Here is a 16171-nt window from a genome sequence, read left to right on the forward strand (position 1 = left end):
CAGATGTAATGTGAAGTGTTTTTCTATTACTGTTTCTGTTGTTCACCGAACCATTTTTTGTAAATCTTGTCATAGGTTCCGTTTTCTTTGATTTCTTTCAAAGCTTTGTTTACGGCATCTTGCAATTCTTTATTGTCTTTATTTACTGCAAGCGACATTGCCGGACCGGGCTTCGGTGTTCCTACTATTTGAAGATCCTTATCGGCACCCTGATTCAAGTAGTACATTGTTACCGGACGATCGAGAACTACTGCATCAAGTGTAGACGCCTGCAATTCCATAAATGCCTGTGAGTTTGAGTCAAGTTGTTTTACATTTGCAGCTTTTGCTTCCTGTGCAAGTTCTACCGACTTCGTTCCTACCTGAGCACCTACATTCTTACCTTCAAGATCTTTCCAATCATGAATTGTGTCATTGTCTTTTCTTGTAACAATTACATATCCGTTTTCACTGAAATAGGGATCTGAGAATGCAACTTGTTTTGCACGTTCCGGTGTAGCATCCATACCTGCGGCAATCATATCGATTTGTCCGCTTTGTACTGCCGGTATCAATGCATCAAAACCCATACTCTTGAATTCCATCTTACTTCCCATTTGCTTTATAACAGCTTCCGCCAAATCCAAATCAAATCCGACGTATTTATCACCGTCTACGAATTCAAACGGTGGGAAAGTCGTTTCCGAACCTACTCGGATAACCGGAGGAATCCCGTTCTTTGTTGTACTGTCCGATCCGCATCCTGCAGAAATCAGAGCTGCTGCCATAGCACCTATAGCAAGTATTGTTTTAAATTTCTTACCAAACATATAATCATCCTCCTGTTATTAAATTGTAGTATTGATTTTTACTACGTGTTGAAAGTTATAATAACACCGCAATTTAACACTGTCAATAGAATTTATTCAACTTTTTGTATTTTTATTTCGTTTCTAATTTTAATTGTGTGTATATTCTTACAGCACCGTTATATGCTTCGTTTTTTAGAAATCTATATTTACATTTATCTTAAATTGACCATGATTGCATATCATGCTATATTAAAATATAAATATATAAATAAGAAAGGTTTTTCATGGAGCTTATAATTTCTTTTCTCTCCGAATGGGGATATTCGGCACTGTTTGTAACTATGGCTTTGGAAAATATGAATGTCCCGATTCCGAGTGAAATTATTCTCGGCTTTGCAGGATTTCTTGTTTCACAGCAAATTTTTTCATTTTGGCCGACGGTAATAGTTGCCACAATTGCAGGTGTTGTCGGATCATTATTGTCTTATTGGATCGGTGCGACAAGCGGTCGGCTTTTTTTATTGAAAATAGCTGAGAAAAATTCATTTACAAATAAAAAACTTCAAATGGCGGATGCATGGTTCAAAAAGTATGGAGGGCTTGCGGTATTTACCGGAAGATTGCTTCCCGGAATACGCACATTCATATCTTTGCCGGCAGGTATTTCGCATTATCCTTTGGTACAATTTGTAATTTATACGATAATAGGTACTATACCGTGGACACTTATGCTTATATATATAGGCGACTTGCTCGGTGAAAATTGGCACGAGTTACTTAATTACAAACTTGAACTTGCACTTTTTTCAATCGGTGTACTTATAATTGCATTGGTATTATATTTTATTATCAGACAGCGCAAAGATAATGTTTAATAATTGTAACGGCGCTATAATGCGTCGTTTTTTGTATGATTGTTTTTTCAAGGAGTATTTATTATTATGCAAGAATCATTTATTACAAGATTTGATGCAAAAATAAAAAGCTGCAAAAATATACATCTTATTGCCGTACTTTTTATTGTTTCTTTCATTTTGCTTTCAATCGGAAGTTCTCTCCTTCCCGTAACCGATCCGGTTGAATCGAATTATGCACTTACGGCGAAAGAAATGGTTTTGTCGGGTAATTGGATGTCACCTCAGATTTATGGCGTTTTTTGGTTTGATAAACCCATAATGATTTACTGGCTTTTGTCCGTTTCATACAGCATTTTCGGATTTACAAATTTCGCTTCGAGATTGCCTTCGATAATTTTCGGTGCAATTTCCGTTCCTCTTTTATATTATTATGTTTCTCACATTTTAAAAGATAAGCAAATTGCATTTTATTCCGGAATAATGCTCTTGACGTCTTTTGAATTTTGGCTTATTTCTCATGGAATTATTACAGATGCCGTTTTGCTTATGTTTACTATTCCTACATTGTTTTCCGCATATACAGGTATAAAAAACAATAATATCAAACATATGCTTATAGCTTACGGTGCCGCAGGATTTGCATGTCTTACAAAAGGCCCCGTAGGATTGGTACTTCCCGGTCTTTTCCTTTTAATCTGGTGCGGACTTATGCGTTCGTCCGTGTATTTAAAAAGATGCTTTCCGTGGCAAGGTATAATTTTATTCTTAATTGTAGTTCTACCTTGGTATGGCGGTATGTACTTAATTCACGGACAAGATTTCATAAACGGTTTCTTGGGTATTCATAATGTACTTCGTGCAACTTCTTCGGAGCATCCTTCCGACAATCATTGGTATTATTACTTGATTGTGCTTCCGTTATCTCTGCTTCCGTGGTTCGGTCTTACAGTTTATCAGGCAATTAAAGAATGGAAAGAAAAAACGGATTTGTATTTATTCTTAATGACTTGGCTTTTAGGTACATTTTTCTTTTACACTTTAATGGCTACCAAGTATATTACATACACATATATCGCAGTTATACCGGGAATTGTTTTAGCCGCAAAAGCTATAAAAAGCATAAAAAAAGGAAGTACAAAGGCATATATATGTCTTTCAATACCGTTTTTCATTTTAACCGTTGCAATGGGATATTTGACGACTCGTGTGCATGAAGTAAATTGGACTTTCATGTATTTTATAATTATCCTATCAATTGTTTTTGTAGGATTATTTTTCAAAAAAAATTTGCGACAAGGATATATATATGTTTCAACTTTCACTTTACTTATGTATATAAGCATGATTTTACAAGGTCTTCCCGTTTACATGAATACTCGTGCTCCAGTTTTCTTTGCTGACGAATTTAAAAATTTACCGGACAAACACTATTTCTTCGACACATATAGCACATCTTACGTTTATTACACAAGCGATTTAGCCACCAGAATAAAACCGTCAACTGCACTCGCAACTAATGTTGAATCAAGAAATTCGCTTTGGGATTTTAAATTTATTATGCCGACAATAAGTGATAATGAATTCGAAAATAAAAAATTAAATGAATCGGCGTTTGTTTTCGTTTATAATAAGAATGCGGATGCTTTTAAAAATTGGAAATTTTATAATCATTTTGTTCCGGTAAAGAAATTTGACGACGGAACAATTTACAAGTTGGTGACTATTGATGAATTATCCTCACATAATGCATAAAATCAGAGTTTTTACCGAATCTCTGAAGAAATACAAAGAAAAAAATGTTTTCAATCCATGGACCGATTTCGATCCCGATTATGATATTGCTCATTCACGTTCTATAAGAAAAGCACAGCTTGAACGTTACCTTGTACATCGCATGGATTCTCCCCGCTTGTTGATAGTTGCGGAAGCTTGCGGTTATCAAGGTTGCCGTTTTACCGGAATACCTTTGACTTCGGAGCGTATGATGCTTGATTTACATCCTGTTGTAAACAGTAAAATGATAATCGGTTCTCCCGGACGCAGAACAAGCAGAAAAGAAAGTCCGTTTCTTCCTGCCGATATTCAGCGTGAAAAAGGATTTAACGAACCTACGGATACAATTGTTTGGAAAGCAGCTTTGGAAAGCGGATTGGCGCCTGACGATTTTATACTATGGAATATTTTCCCTTTCCATCCGCATAAACCGGGCAAAATGCTTACCAATCGCACTCCCACTCAAAAAGAATTGGATGCCGGATTGATTTATACCGAAAAACTTCTTGAGTTGGTAGGTGGAAATATTAAAATCTGTGCAGTCGGTAAAAAAAGCGAAACTACATTAAAAAATGCCGGCTACAAAGTTACCGGCGTAAGACATCCTGCAAACGGAGGTGCAACTCTTTTCAGAGAAGGTTTACAGGATTTTATAAAAGAAATCGGTGTATAAATTAAAGGCAAGAGATTAAAACTCTTGCCTTTTTTATTATCTTAATATTATTTTTTTCGTTATGTAATTCCAAATCATCACAACAGCAGCTGCAAAAACTTTTGCAAACATATACCAAATTGCGATTTTTTCAACCATAATGTACATTACGATTTGATTTATACCCAAACCTGCAACAGATGTAATTACAAACCACGTACGTTTTGTGTTTGACTGATTTTCGGTATTGAAAACAACATACACGCATAAAAAATAATTTACTATAAGTGCAATAATAAAAGCCGCTGCCGAAGAAATTAAGTACTGTATGTGCAAATATTCGGTAAATCCGTAAAGCATTGCGAATTCCAACACGAAACAAAATCCGCCGACAACTACAAATCTTATTATTTCTTTTAAGTGTTTCTTGTATAAATTGTAAAACGATTTAAACATTTTTCCTACTCTTCCGATACGGGATTTAAATAAAGATTGTGTAAATCTTCTTTTAAATTCTTGATTATTTTTTGCTCGAATTCTTTAAGTGTCGTTGCGTCATATTTGTGTATTATTTTAGGAATTCCCCCGGCACGCATTTCTCCATAATATTGATTTCTGTACATATTATAAAAAAATAAAATACCGCTGTTATTTTGCCTGCATTCATATGCAGCTACTATATATGAACCGTTAAGCCCCAAAATCGGCATGGACGGTTCTATGACTCTTTTGTAATTATGTATTGTTTCCGGCATGGCTTTTGAATAATCCCATTTCGTAAATCCGGTGCTTTTTACAAGTACAGATACCTTACTTCTATCTATCATTTCTTTGTATATGAATTCGGGTAGCATCGTTTTTACAATATTTTTAAATTTTTCAAAATCACCTGTTATCATTTCAATTTGAGTTATTACAAATAATCTGAAATCGGCTTTTATCATAAAATCCATTGTTTCTTCATCGAACAATGCTTTTACTTCCCAACCGTTTTTTTCATTTACGTAAGAGAATGCATAGTATTTACGATCATCTTGAACATCTACTCTTTTTAAACTGTATTCATGAACAGTTTGAGGCAAATCATCTTCTATTTTCCAATTTAAAAACAGATTCCTTCGATTTTCACGTTCTTCTTTTATTTTATTTATGTCGCTCATTCTCTACTCCCTCTTGCTCTTCTGTATTTTCTTCTTCATCCAATCTGTCTCTTGTTTCCACTACCAATTTTACAAATTCTCTTGTTTCCGGAAACGGTATTTCTTTTATATTTGTGAAATCATCTTTCCAACCGTATTCGGTTATCCATTCATCTACATTACCTCTTCCGGCATTGTATGCTGCAAGTGCCAAAACTTCGTTATTGTGATATTTTTTGAGCAAATAATCTATATACCACGTTCCGAGCATTATATTTTGTCGAGGTTCTTTCAAATCCGTATATTGCAATTCGCCTTCTTGTGCTATCCATTCGGCGGTTTTCGGCATCAATTGCATCATTCCGACAGCACCTACATGTGATACCGCTTTTTGATCAAATTTACTTTCCGCATGCATTACAGCTTCGACCAAGTGTCTTTGTACTCTGTATTTATGTGCGTATTCAGTTATTATCATACGTATTTCGGGTGCAGGTCGACTTAAATAGTTGTGTAAAAATATTGAAAATAAAACAATACCTATGAATAAAAGCACCGTAAAAAGTCTAACACCGCGCTTAATATGATTTTGTCGTACATTAGACTTTTTATGTCTTTTCATATTTACCTCTTTTCTGTTTTTTCAATTATTTTTTGAAGTTCTTCAATTACTTGTTTTCCGGTTTCTTCAATTGTGCCGCCATTATTTATTATTTTATCGGCATATTCTTCTTTTTCCGATTCGGGCATTTGAATTTCTATACGTTTTTTTATTTCTTCCGTTGAAAGATTTGTACGCAAACGTAATCTTTCAATCCGTTCATTATAATCGGCTTTTACAAGCCACGTTTCATTTACACGTGTATGCCATCCGCTTTCTATCAGCAACGGTACGTCTAAAAATATAACTTTACTTCCTTCCGTTACATATTTTTCCGTTTCGTTCATCATTTCGTCCCAAACTTTCGGATGTACAAATTCATTAAGTTTCTTTCTTTTTACGGTATTTGTAAACAACACCGATGAAAATTTCACTTTATTCAAGCTTCCGTCTTTATCGAAAACATTTTTACCGAAAATTTCATGTATTTTATCAAATGTACTTTCTTCATTCATAATTTTATGTGCAATCACATCGGCATCTATGACAGGTATTCCGTTTGAACGCAGACAATCCGCTACCGTACTTTTACCTGATCCCATACCTCCGGTAAGTCCTATTAAATACATATTCATTACTTGGTTTCCGCCCAATTTTTACCTACATGCACATCTGCAACAAGTTTCACTTTTAATGAAACAACGGATTCCATTGTTTCTTTAAGCAATTTACTTATTTCTTCAACTTCTTCTTTTACCGCTTCTATAACAAGTTCGTCATGTACTTGTAATAAAATACGACTCTTGTACTTGCCCTTTTTCATTTTTCCGTATACTTGAATCATGGCAATTTTCATGATGTCCGCTGCACTTCCTTGTATCGGAGTGTTCATAGCAGTACGTTCGGCAAATGATCTGCGTTGAAAATTTTTGCTGTTTATATCAGGCAAATCACGATATCTTCCAAACAATGTTTTCACTTTTCCGGTTTTTCTTGCTTCTTCCGTCATCTTTTTCATAAATTCATGTATTCCGGGGTATCTTTTCAAGTATGTTTTTATATATTCATCAGCTTTTTTCCTGCTTATTCCAAGTTGTTTTGAAAGTCCGAAATCGCTTATTCCATAAATGATACCGAAGTTTACGGCTTTTGCATGTGAACGTTGTTCACTCGTTACTTCTTCAAAGGGAACTCCGAATACTTCAGATGCCGTTCTTCTGTGTATGTCTTCTTTATTTTCAAATGCACGTATAAGTCCTTCATCTCCCGACATATGTGCCAATACACGCAATTCCACTTGTGAATAGTCCGAAGATATAAAGAAATCGTATCCTTCACCCGGTACAAACAAAGAACGAATTACTTTTCCCTCTTCCGTTCTTACGGGTATGTTTTGCAAATTCGGATCCGAACTGCTCAATCTTCCCGTGGCGGTTACCATTTGATTGAATGATGTATGTACTCGCTTTGTTTCTTTTCGCACAAGTAACGGTATTGCATCAAGATATGTGGAAATAAGTTTTGCCAATGTTCTGTATTCAAGTATGTTCTTTACAAAAGGATAATCTATTGCAAGATTTTCCAAAACATCTGCCGCCGTAGAGTATCCGGTTTTGGTTTTCTTCCCTGTCGGCATTCCCATTTTATCGAATAATATGTGGCTTAATTGTTTAGGAGAATTTACGTTGAATTCTTCTCCGGCTTCTCTATAAATTTCCAAAAGAAGTTTTTCTTCTTTTTCTTTCATGTTTTTCCGAACTTTTTTCCAATTTTCTTCGTCTATAGAAATACCGTTCTTTTCCATTTCTGCCAATACTTCGATTAACGGTTGTTCTACTTCTTTGAATAATTTTTCTATATCATTTTTTACCAAAAGTTCATAGGATGATGTGTATAAAGCCAAAAGGAAATCTGCAATCATATTTCCGTTTTGTTCAAAACTTGCGTTTTCGTCAATATATATTGACGGTACTTTAAATAATTCTCCTACATATGAGCGATTATAAGTAACATGCGTGGGATCAAGTAAGTACGCAATAAGAGTTACATCATAAAATTTCAAATTTTCATATGGAAAATCCGATTCGAATATTTCTTTGCTGTTTTCTGCTATTATTGCCTTTGCTTTCAAAAGTTGCTTTTTAAATTCTGAAAAATCTTTACGTTCTACTTTGTAATTACCGCTTTTGGTTCCTGCTATTACTTCATTTATTTTGAAAAAAGGAGTTTTACCTTGAATTTCCGGTACAAATGAAATAATTTCATCTTCAAATGAAATATTTTTCTCCCAATTTAAAAGCGGTTTCATTTCTTCCATTTCTTTTTTCTTCGCTTCGGCAAGCATTTTAAATCTCGGCAATCCGCTTAATTCTTCAGCTATCGAATGAAGTCCCAATTTATCGAACAATTCTTTCATTTCATCGTAATGTATCGGTTGTTTCATTTCTTCAAGGGTTGCATTTATGGGTATATCGATACGTATCTTGGCTAAATTTCGTGACAAATATGCATCTTCTTTACCGCTTAAAAGTTTCGTCTTTTGTGCACCTTTTATTTCTTCAATATTTTTGTATATATTTTCGAGATTTTCATATTTTTGTAAAAGTTTTACTGCAGTTTTTTCGCCTATTCCTTTTACTCCGGGTATATTGTCGGATGTGTCTCCCATCAATGCTTTCATGTCTATTATCTGAGAAGGTTTTATTCCGTACTTTTGAACTACTGCGGAAGGGGTCATTTCCGCCATGTTGCTTATACCTTTTTGCGTGAGAAATACCGTTACCTTTTCACTTGATAATTGCAACGAATCTCTATCTCCCGTAACTATCAAAACCGGAAATTCGTCTTTATACTTGAATGCCAATGTGCCGAGTATGTCGTCGCCTTCGTATCCGGCCATTTCATATACGGCAACTCCCATTACACGCAACAAATCTTTTATCAATTTAAATTGAGGTACAAGTTCGGCCGGTGCAGATTTTCTTGTAGCTTTATAGTCTTTATAAATTTCGTTTCTGAATGTATATCTGTCTTTGTCGAATGCTACAGCTATATATTCAGGGTCCAAATTACGATAAAGCCCTGCAAGCATACGCAAAAATCCATATACCGCATTTGTATATATTCCGTTGTGGGACAGTAACGGCAATGCATAAAAGGCTCTGTAAAATAAACTGCTGCCGTCTATAATAACTAATTTTTTATCCATATATACCCCCGCAATATTGTCTTCACTTCATTATATATGATTTTTTAATATGTATCTACCGATGCGGTTTTTTGTGATTTCTCTACATAATAAAAAAAGCTCATCCAAAGATGAGATAAACGCTTGGTGCGGTTGGAGAGACTTGAACTCTCACGGATAAAATCCACTACCGCCTGAAGATAGCGCGTCTGCCAATTCCGCCACAACCGCTTATTAACTTTTTTTGCACCTTATTTTTTGGTGCGGCTGGTGAGACTTGAACTCACACGATCGAAAGATCACTACCCCCTCAAAGTAGCGCGTCTGCCAATTCCGCCACAGCCGCATAAAAAAGTGGTGCCTCAGCCCGGAATCGAACCGGGGACACAAGGATTTTCAGTCCTTTGCTCTACCAACTGAGCTACCGAGGCATAATGGCGACCCGGATCAGATTTGAACTGACGATCTTCGCCGTGACAGGGCGACATGTTAGACCGCTACACCACCGGGCCATTGGTGGGCGATGACAGGATCGAACTGCCGACATTCTGCTTGTAAGGCAGACGCTCTCCCAGCTGAGCTAATCGCCCAAATTAATGGTGACCCGTGGGGGATTCGAACCCCCGACTCCGCCGTGAAAGGGCGGTGTCTTAACCGCTTGACGAACGGGCCATTTGGTGATCCATCCGCGACTCGAACGCGGGACACCTTGATTAAAAGTCAAGTGCTCTACCGACTGAGCTAATGGATCATGTGTGGCAGGGGTAGCAGGATTTGAACCTACGCATAACGGAGTCAGAGTCCGTTGCCTTACCGCTTGGCTATACCCCTATGGCTCCTGAAGTAGGACTCGAACCTACGACCGATCGGTTAACAGCCGATTGCTCTACCAACTGAGCTATTCAGGAACACTCGTTACTACATTGGAGCGGAAAACGGGACTCGAACCCGCGACCCCCACCTTGGCAAGGTGGTGCTCTACCACTGAGCTACTTCCGCATCAGTAAGCAACGTTATTATTATAACATCTTATCAGATATTGTCAAGTTAAACTTTAACTTCCAACATCCGAACTGAAGATGCTACGCAAAATACTTTATCATAAAAATCGATGTATGTCAACTGTTTTTCATTTTCATTTATGAAAAAATATTCTTCGTTCCGAACACTTTCAATTTACTTTTAAAAATTGAACTTTCTCTGTCATGAAAATATCCCAAGTATATGGATAATGTATTTTCCCCGTCGGTTTTTTCTACACTGTCACTTCCGTATGCAGTATTATCCACCAAAAAACGTCCGTCCATAGGTAAAAAATCAACAGATATACTTTCCAATATTGCAGCGGCAAAAGGAGTGATATTTTCCGCATATAATGATAAATTTGTTGTTGTAACGGCACGTTTCAATATACTTTTTGTAATTTTACCTTTTTCATCCTTACCGTCTTCAACTGAAAACGGACAAGTAAATACATTTTCCACTCCCAAGTAGTCAAGTGCAGATAATATACAATAAAGTTTTGCATGTGAACTTCCGTCTATTCCCACCATGCCCAAGCTTTTGTCTTTTATATTCAATTCATCAAAAGCTCGTGTAACGGTTTTAATTACATTTATACCGCAAGAAATGCGTTCCTTGTATTTTTTATTACATATTTTTGCCCATTTCAAAGTCCATGACTCTTCAGTGAAATCGATTTCTCCGCTTGTATTCGGAATAAAGAAATAATGTGCTCCGATTTTAGCTTTAGGATTTGCCATTTCTATAAAATAATCCGAAAGACCGGCATCTTTCAATTCCGATTTCAAATACAAAGACGGAACTCCCATGTCGATCATCGCACCGATAAGCATGTCTGCAGTAATTTTATAATATCCTTTTATGAATAAAGCTTTCATGAAACCTCCTCTTCTTATATTTACACTGAAATTATGCTTTCAAGCAACTCCAATCCGAGTGCAGATCCCAATCCCTGTGCTTTTGTAAAATTATATTTTAAAATTCCTTTTTGATTAAGTTTTTTTGCTTGTATTTTATAAAGAGGTTCATCATAGTCAGCAAAAGAAATTACATTGTCGATAATTTCGGGATATACCGTCACCGCAGCAAGTGCGGCTGCACCGGTAACGGCGTTATCGAAAATTACATAAATCCCCTCACGGAAGGATTGTACAATCAAACCGAAAAGCATCGCAATTTCCGTAGAACCTGTTTTACTCAATACAGAAACCGGATTTTCTTTGAAATTTTCCAATTTATCGAATTGTATTTTTAAAGATTTATCAAAAACACTTCCTTGCAAATCGTCTTTTAAAACAGCTGTCGTCACACTCAATGCGGAAAGCATACATCTTTCACCGACATTTCCGAGTGCAACTGCTTGAACTTTTTGCAAAGCAAGTGATTTTCCTACGGACATTCCCAATGAAACTGCATACTTTGCTTCTTCCACACTCATTGCAGGAGTTCCCAAATGCGTTCCGTTACGCATTTTTTTCACCAATACTCCTCTCAAAGATGATGTGTCTTGTTCCAATCCCGTATCCACAAGGTAAATCGGTGCATTAATTTTTCTTGCAACGGCACTTACGGCTCCTACGCCTTGCGCCAATGCACGCATTTCATGAAAACTCACAAATCCGTGCGTTTCATTTTGTCCGTCTACCGCAGTATCTCCTCCGGCAATAACTATCGCTTTTCGCAAAGGCAACGAGTCAATCTTCACCTTATTTAAAATTTTTTGTGAAATATCTTTCCATGCCATATCCTTACTTATCATCCTTTTACCCCTGCTTCTTCCTTGGTTATTGATTCGATATAAATTTTTATTGCGGTTTCAAGCATATTTTTTTGTAAAACTGCGGCAAATATATCGTTTTCATTTTTACCGCAATTTATATTTCCTTCTACTGAAAGTTTTTTTCGACAATTCATTATGAATATTGAGTGAAGATATTTGCGATGAAAGAAAATAATCTGAAAAATCCGCAGACAACTGTTTCGCAAGACATGCGCAAAGTAAAGATATCCATCCGCTCAATATTATAATACCGTGCTTTTTCATTGTTCCGAGCATTATACCTAAGGTGAACCAAATATCATATGTACCTGTTTTTTTGAATAAATCCGACATTTCATTCGTATTTACGGTAGACTCTTCCAATGCTTGCTTTACATCCTCGATGCTCAACCCCGATATATCTTGCAATAAATACTCTATATTGTCGAAAATGTCACTTTTTTCTTTTTTACAAAGCATGGCAGCAATGCAAAATGCAGATATTTTATTTTCATAATTCATTGCAATTGAAGGTATTACCGCACATCCTTTTTCATGTATATTTTCATCTATAAAATTTATACCTTCTTCAACAGTTTCAATTATATTGAAATTGTTTTTTCCGGACTTTTTGAGATTAAGTAAACGTGCATTCAAAAGCTTCGCAGATTTCTTTTCAAGCTCCGAAAGTTCCGAATTGAAATCTCCTCGTTCTCCGATTTGTACCAGTATACATTCGGATATTTCCGGAAATTCGTTTCCTGAAATTCCTGCAAATTTTACCACGATTTCTTCAAGATTTCCCAAGTTTCCCGTTCCTGTATAAAGGTCATCGAAACGTGTTCGTACAAATTTCATAACTTCCGTATTTAAAGGTTTTATGCTTGACGTTGTTTCATTGAACAGTTCCATATTTTCACCGCTTTTCGATTGTTTTTATTAATTATAGCATGATTTTATCAATAAAAAAGACTCGCATGGAGTCTAAATAATTTGAAATATATAAAACTTTAAATAGAATGTTTCAGGAATTGTCATTATCATCGGATGATCTTGTGACTGCATTCTGCTCTCGATAAGTCTTAAAGTTACATTTGCATCTCTTGCAGCTTCTTTAAGCATTTTTATGAAAAGTTCCTCTTTCATAAAATGTGAGCATGAACATGTGGCAAGATATCCTCCTCTCGGCAAAAGTTTCATTGCACGATAATTTATTTCTTTATATCCCCTGAATGCCGAATGTACGGTACTTCCCGATTTTGTAAATGCAGGCGGATCCAAAATTATATAATCATATTTATGCTCATGGTTTTTATCCTGCTGTGTCAAATAATCAAATACATCGGCTTTTAAAACTTTCATATTTTCAAGTTCGTTTATTTCGGCATGATGAGTTGCCATATCCACTGCATGTTGAGATATGTCTATCGCCGTAACGCTTTTCGCTCCCGACTTTGCAGCGTTCAATGCAAATGCACCTGTATGTGTAAAACAATCAAGTACGTTTTTCCCTTTTGCTATGTTTCCGGCAGCTTTTCTGTTAAACTTCTGATCCAAAAAAAATCCCGTTTTTTGTCCGTTTTCTATATCTACATCATATTTTATTCCGTTTTCACAAATTCTTACATTTGTAACTTCATCTTTTTCATCAAGCAATTCAGATTTGTAAAAACCTTTATACTCTTCCATACCTTCGAGTCTGCGTATAGAAACATCATTTCTTTCATATACTGCTGTAACGGGCAAATTTTTTTCTCTTAAAGTTGTAATTAAATTATCAAGTATTACTTTCTTCCTAAGTTCAATTCCGAGCGATAAAATTTGAACTGAAAGTACACTTCCGAATCTGTCCACCGTAAGTCCCGGAAGTTGATCCGCTTCACCGAATACAATTCGCACGCAATCATAATCTTCTTTTTTCATGACTTGCAATCTGTAATCTACTGCATATTCACATCTGCGTTTCCAAAAATTTTCATCAAAAGTATCATTTGCATTAAATGAAATCATTCTCAATGTAATTTTCGATTCGGCATTGTAAAAAGCACTTCCCAAAAATTTATCTTTTACAGTTTTTACTTTTACTATGTCACCGTTTTTTATATTGCCGTCAAATTCTTTTACTTCCGTTCCGTATATCCACGGATGGCCTCCTCTTACCGCCAATTCCGCACGTTTACTTATTATAACCTGATTCATATTTTTCTCCCGTCGGATTAATTATCTGTCTTTCTTGATTTATATTAACATATGAAAAAAAGTCATGTATATTTATAATAAAAAAACAACTCGAAATTTTTGAGATAATCTCAAATTTATTTCGAGTTGTTTACTTATTTCATGTAATCTATTACATCATTCCGCCCGGCATTCCCGGCATTGCAGGCACAGCCGGCTTTTCTTCCGGTATTTCACCTACTACCGCTTCGGTTGTAAGCACGAGTGCTGCGATTGATGCTGCATTTTGCAATGCTGAACGTGTTACCTTTGCAGGATCCACAATTCCGGCTTTCATCATATCTTCATACTTGTCTTCAGCCGCATTGTAACCTGTTCCGTCTTTAGCTTCTTTCAATTTTTCTACAACGATAGCACCTTCAACTCCTGCATTGTCGGCAATCTGACGTACCGGAGCTTCTATAGCGTGACGAACAAGGTTTACACCTGTCTTTACATCGCCTTCAGCTTCAATATCGTCCAAAACATGCTGAATGTCGATAAATGTTGTACCGCCGCCTGAAACAATACCTTCTTCAACAGCTGCACGTGTTGCATTCAAAGCATCTTCGATGCGCAATCTCTTATCCTTCATTTCAACTTCCGTTGCCGCACCTACTTCAATTACAGCTACACCGCCTGCGAGTTTTGCAAGACGTTCCTGAAGCTTGTCTTTGTCGAACTGAGAAGTGGAGTTCTTGAACTGTTCACGAATCTGTTCAACTCTCTGCTTAATTGCTTCGGCATCACCTTCACCGCCGATAATTGTGGTGTTGTCCTTGGTAATGCGTACCTGATGTGCATGTCCTACATCTTCCAATGTGGCACTGTCAAGTTTACGTCCCAAGTCTTCGCTGATAACTGTTGCACCTGTCAAAATTGCAATATCCTGAAGCATTGCCTTACGACGATCACCGAATCCCGGAGCCTTTACAGCTGCGCATTTGAATGTACCGCGCAATCTGTTGACTACCAAAGTAGCCAATGCTTCGCCTTCTACATCATCGGCAATAATGAGAAGTTCCTTGCCTGCCTGTACAACCTTTTCCAAAAGCGGCAATACTTCCTGAAGAACATTAATCTTCTTATCTGTAATCAAAATAAGAGGATTATCCATAATGCATTCCATCTTATCGGTATCGGATACCATGTACGGTGAGAGATAGCCGCGATCGAACTGCATACCTTCCACAACCTTGAGATTTGTACCCATTGTCTTGGAATCTTCTACTGTAATTACACCGTCATTTCCGACTTTTTCCATAGCATCTGCAATCAAGCCGCCGATTGTTTCATCTGCGGAAGAAATTGATGCAACCTGTGCGATTGATTCCTTTGTATCAACCGGAACTGATTTCTTCTTGATTTCTTCTACAAGTACCTTTACGGCTTTTTCAATACCCTTCTTGAGTACCATCGGATTTGCACCTGCCGCAACGTTTCTCATACCTTCATGAATCATGGACTGAGCAAGCAATGTAGCTGTGGTTGTACCGTCACCTGCAACATCATTTGTCTTTGTGGCAACTTCCTTAACCAACTGAGCACCCATATTTTCAAAAGGATCCTTCAATTCGATTTCACGTGCAATGGAAACACCGTCATTAACGATATTCGGTGCACCGAATTTCTTATCCAATACTACATTTCTGCCCTTAGGTCCCAATGTAATTCTTACTGCATTTGCAAGCTGATCAACACCCTTCAAAAGTGCTGCGCGTGCTTCTTCATTATAAAGAACTTTCTTTGCCATATATATCGCTCCTAACCTTATTTGTTTGAATTATATTACTTTGAAAAAACTCCGAGAATATCACGTTCATCAAGCAACAAGTAATCTTTTCCGTCCTGCTTGATTTCAGAGCCGGAATACTTCGAGAACAATACTTCATCACCGACTTTAACTTCAAGCGGAATACGCTTGCCATCATCTGCAAGCTTTCCCGAACCTACTGCAATTACAACTCCGCGTTGTGACTTCTTCTGTGCTGTATCCGGTAACAAAATACCGCTCTTTGTCTTTGTATCTTCTTCTTTAACTTGAACCAAAACTCTATCTGCTAAAGGTCTTAACATATTTATTCCTCCTTATGTTATTAGCACTCACCCAAATCGAGTGCTAACTTACATACATATATTACAAAATATTTTTGCAAAATGCAAGTATTTTAA

Annotated in this window: 15 protein-coding genes and 10 tRNA genes; 3 read left to right on the top strand and 22 right to left on the bottom strand. The window is 36.6% G+C overall.

Features of this window, described 5'->3' with window-relative positions; genetic code table 11:
• Positions 1 to 26: 26 nt before the first annotated feature.
• The gene (locus HMPREF9083_RS01900; protein ID WP_007555690.1) at positions 27 to 809 is read right to left on the bottom strand and encodes a basic amino acid ABC transporter substrate-binding protein; all 783 of its coding nucleotides are present in this window, start codon (positions 807 to 809) and stop codon (positions 27 to 29) included.
• A gap of 266 nt (positions 810 to 1075) precedes the next feature.
• Here HMPREF9083_RS01900 and HMPREF9083_RS01905 point away from each other — a divergent pair, with 266 nt between their 5' ends.
• The 3 genes from HMPREF9083_RS01905 (at position 1076) to HMPREF9083_RS01915 (ending at position 4094) form a co-directional block, all read left to right on the top strand.
• Positions 1076 to 1666: a DedA family protein gene (locus HMPREF9083_RS01905; RefSeq protein WP_007554996.1), complete on the top strand. Its 591-nt coding sequence runs from the start codon at positions 1076 to 1078 to the stop codon at positions 1664 to 1666.
• Between the two features lie 66 nt (positions 1667 to 1732).
• On the top strand, positions 1733 to 3400 hold the full coding sequence (locus HMPREF9083_RS01910) for an ArnT family glycosyltransferase (RefSeq protein WP_007555692.1): 1668 nt from the start codon (positions 1733 to 1735) through the stop codon (positions 3398 to 3400).
• Positions 3375 to 4094 (top strand): uracil-DNA glycosylase, encoded by a 720-nt coding sequence (locus tag HMPREF9083_RS01915; RefSeq protein WP_007554994.1) that lies wholly within the window; start codon positions 3375 to 3377, stop codon positions 4092 to 4094. Before HMPREF9083_RS01910 ends, HMPREF9083_RS01915 begins: the two co-directional genes overlap by 26 nt.
• 36 nt (positions 4095 to 4130) lie before the next feature.
• Here the strand turns inward: HMPREF9083_RS01915 and HMPREF9083_RS01920 are convergent, their stop codons facing one another.
• The 21 genes from HMPREF9083_RS01920 to groES all read right to left on the bottom strand — a co-directional run bounded on the left by HMPREF9083_RS01920 (position 4131) and on the right by groES (position 16075).
• The gene (locus tag HMPREF9083_RS01920; RefSeq protein ID WP_007554963.1) at positions 4131 to 4529 is read right to left on the bottom strand and encodes a GtrA family protein; all 399 of its coding nucleotides are present in this window, start codon (positions 4527 to 4529) and stop codon (positions 4131 to 4133) included.
• Positions 4530 to 4534: 5 nt separating this feature from the next.
• Positions 4535 to 5233 carry a hypothetical protein gene (locus HMPREF9083_RS01925; protein ID WP_007555693.1) on the bottom strand — a complete coding sequence of 233 codons (699 nt, stop codon included), beginning with the start codon at positions 5231 to 5233 and terminating at the stop codon, positions 4535 to 4537.
• Positions 5217 to 5834, bottom strand: coding sequence for a lytic transglycosylase domain-containing protein (locus HMPREF9083_RS01930; RefSeq protein WP_007555694.1), 618 nt, complete (start codon positions 5832 to 5834; stop codon positions 5217 to 5219). The genes HMPREF9083_RS01925 and HMPREF9083_RS01930 overlap by 17 nt, the downstream gene beginning before the upstream one ends.
• A gap of 2 nt (positions 5835 to 5836) precedes the next feature.
• Positions 5837 to 6448, bottom strand: coding sequence for a dephospho-CoA kinase (coaE, locus tag HMPREF9083_RS01935; RefSeq protein WP_007555695.1), 612 nt, complete (start codon positions 6446 to 6448; stop codon positions 5837 to 5839).
• Positions 6448 to 9021 (bottom strand): DNA polymerase I, encoded by a 2574-nt coding sequence (polA, locus tag HMPREF9083_RS01940; protein WP_007555696.1) that lies wholly within the window; start codon positions 9019 to 9021, stop codon positions 6448 to 6450. Before polA ends, coaE begins: the two co-directional genes overlap by 1 nt.
• 124 nt (positions 9022 to 9145) lie before the next feature.
• Positions 9146 to 9231 (bottom strand) — tRNA-Leu (locus HMPREF9083_RS01945).
• Between the two features lie 28 nt (positions 9232 to 9259).
• A tRNA-Leu gene (locus tag HMPREF9083_RS01950) sits at positions 9260 to 9346 on the bottom strand.
• A gap of 9 nt (positions 9347 to 9355) precedes the next feature.
• Positions 9356 to 9431, bottom strand: a tRNA-Phe gene (locus tag HMPREF9083_RS01955).
• 4 nt (positions 9432 to 9435) lie between these two features.
• Positions 9436 to 9512, bottom strand: a tRNA-Asp gene (locus tag HMPREF9083_RS01960).
• Between the two features lie 2 nt (positions 9513 to 9514).
• Positions 9515 to 9590: transfer RNA gene (locus tag HMPREF9083_RS01965), tRNA-Val, on the bottom strand.
• A 7-nt stretch (positions 9591 to 9597) separates the two neighbouring features.
• Positions 9598 to 9672 (bottom strand) — tRNA-Glu (locus HMPREF9083_RS01970).
• Between the two features lie 3 nt (positions 9673 to 9675).
• Positions 9676 to 9751: transfer RNA gene (locus tag HMPREF9083_RS01975), tRNA-Lys, on the bottom strand.
• A 5-nt stretch (positions 9752 to 9756) separates the two neighbouring features.
• Positions 9757 to 9831 (bottom strand) — tRNA-Gln (locus HMPREF9083_RS01980).
• Between the two features lies 1 nt (position 9832).
• A tRNA-Asn gene (locus HMPREF9083_RS01985) sits at positions 9833 to 9908 on the bottom strand.
• Positions 9909 to 9924: 16 nt separating this feature from the next.
• A tRNA-Gly gene (locus HMPREF9083_RS01990) sits at positions 9925 to 9999 on the bottom strand.
• Positions 10000 to 10139: 140 nt separating this feature from the next.
• Positions 10140 to 10901, bottom strand: coding sequence for a nickel insertion protein (larC, locus tag HMPREF9083_RS01995; RefSeq protein ID WP_007555697.1), 762 nt, complete (start codon positions 10899 to 10901; stop codon positions 10140 to 10142).
• A 20-nt stretch (positions 10902 to 10921) separates the two neighbouring features.
• Positions 10922 to 11782 carry a nicotinate-nucleotide--dimethylbenzimidazole phosphoribosyltransferase gene (locus tag HMPREF9083_RS02000; protein WP_007555698.1) on the bottom strand — a complete coding sequence of 287 codons (861 nt, stop codon included), beginning with the start codon at positions 11780 to 11782 and terminating at the stop codon, positions 10922 to 10924.
• Between the two features lie 105 nt (positions 11783 to 11887).
• Positions 11888 to 12694 carry a nicotinate-nucleotide--dimethylbenzimidazole phosphoribosyltransferase gene (locus tag HMPREF9083_RS02005; RefSeq protein ID WP_007555699.1) on the bottom strand — a complete coding sequence of 269 codons (807 nt, stop codon included), beginning with the start codon at positions 12692 to 12694 and terminating at the stop codon, positions 11888 to 11890.
• A gap of 72 nt (positions 12695 to 12766) precedes the next feature.
• Positions 12767 to 13981 carry a class I SAM-dependent rRNA methyltransferase gene (locus tag HMPREF9083_RS02010; protein WP_007555700.1) on the bottom strand — a complete coding sequence of 405 codons (1215 nt, stop codon included), beginning with the start codon at positions 13979 to 13981 and terminating at the stop codon, positions 12767 to 12769.
• Between the two features lie 151 nt (positions 13982 to 14132).
• Positions 14133 to 15752, bottom strand: coding sequence for a chaperonin GroEL (gene groL, locus HMPREF9083_RS02015; RefSeq protein ID WP_007555020.1), 1620 nt, complete (start codon positions 15750 to 15752; stop codon positions 14133 to 14135).
• A 35-nt stretch (positions 15753 to 15787) separates the two neighbouring features.
• Positions 15788 to 16075 carry a co-chaperone GroES gene (gene groES, locus HMPREF9083_RS02020; protein WP_007555708.1) on the bottom strand — a complete coding sequence of 96 codons (288 nt, stop codon included), beginning with the start codon at positions 16073 to 16075 and terminating at the stop codon, positions 15788 to 15790.
• Positions 16076 to 16171: the final 96 nt, after the last annotated feature.

This window comes from Dialister micraerophilus DSM 19965, assembly GCF_000194985.1.
GTDB lineage: Bacteria > Bacillota > Negativicutes > Veillonellales > Dialisteraceae > Dialister > Dialister micraerophilus.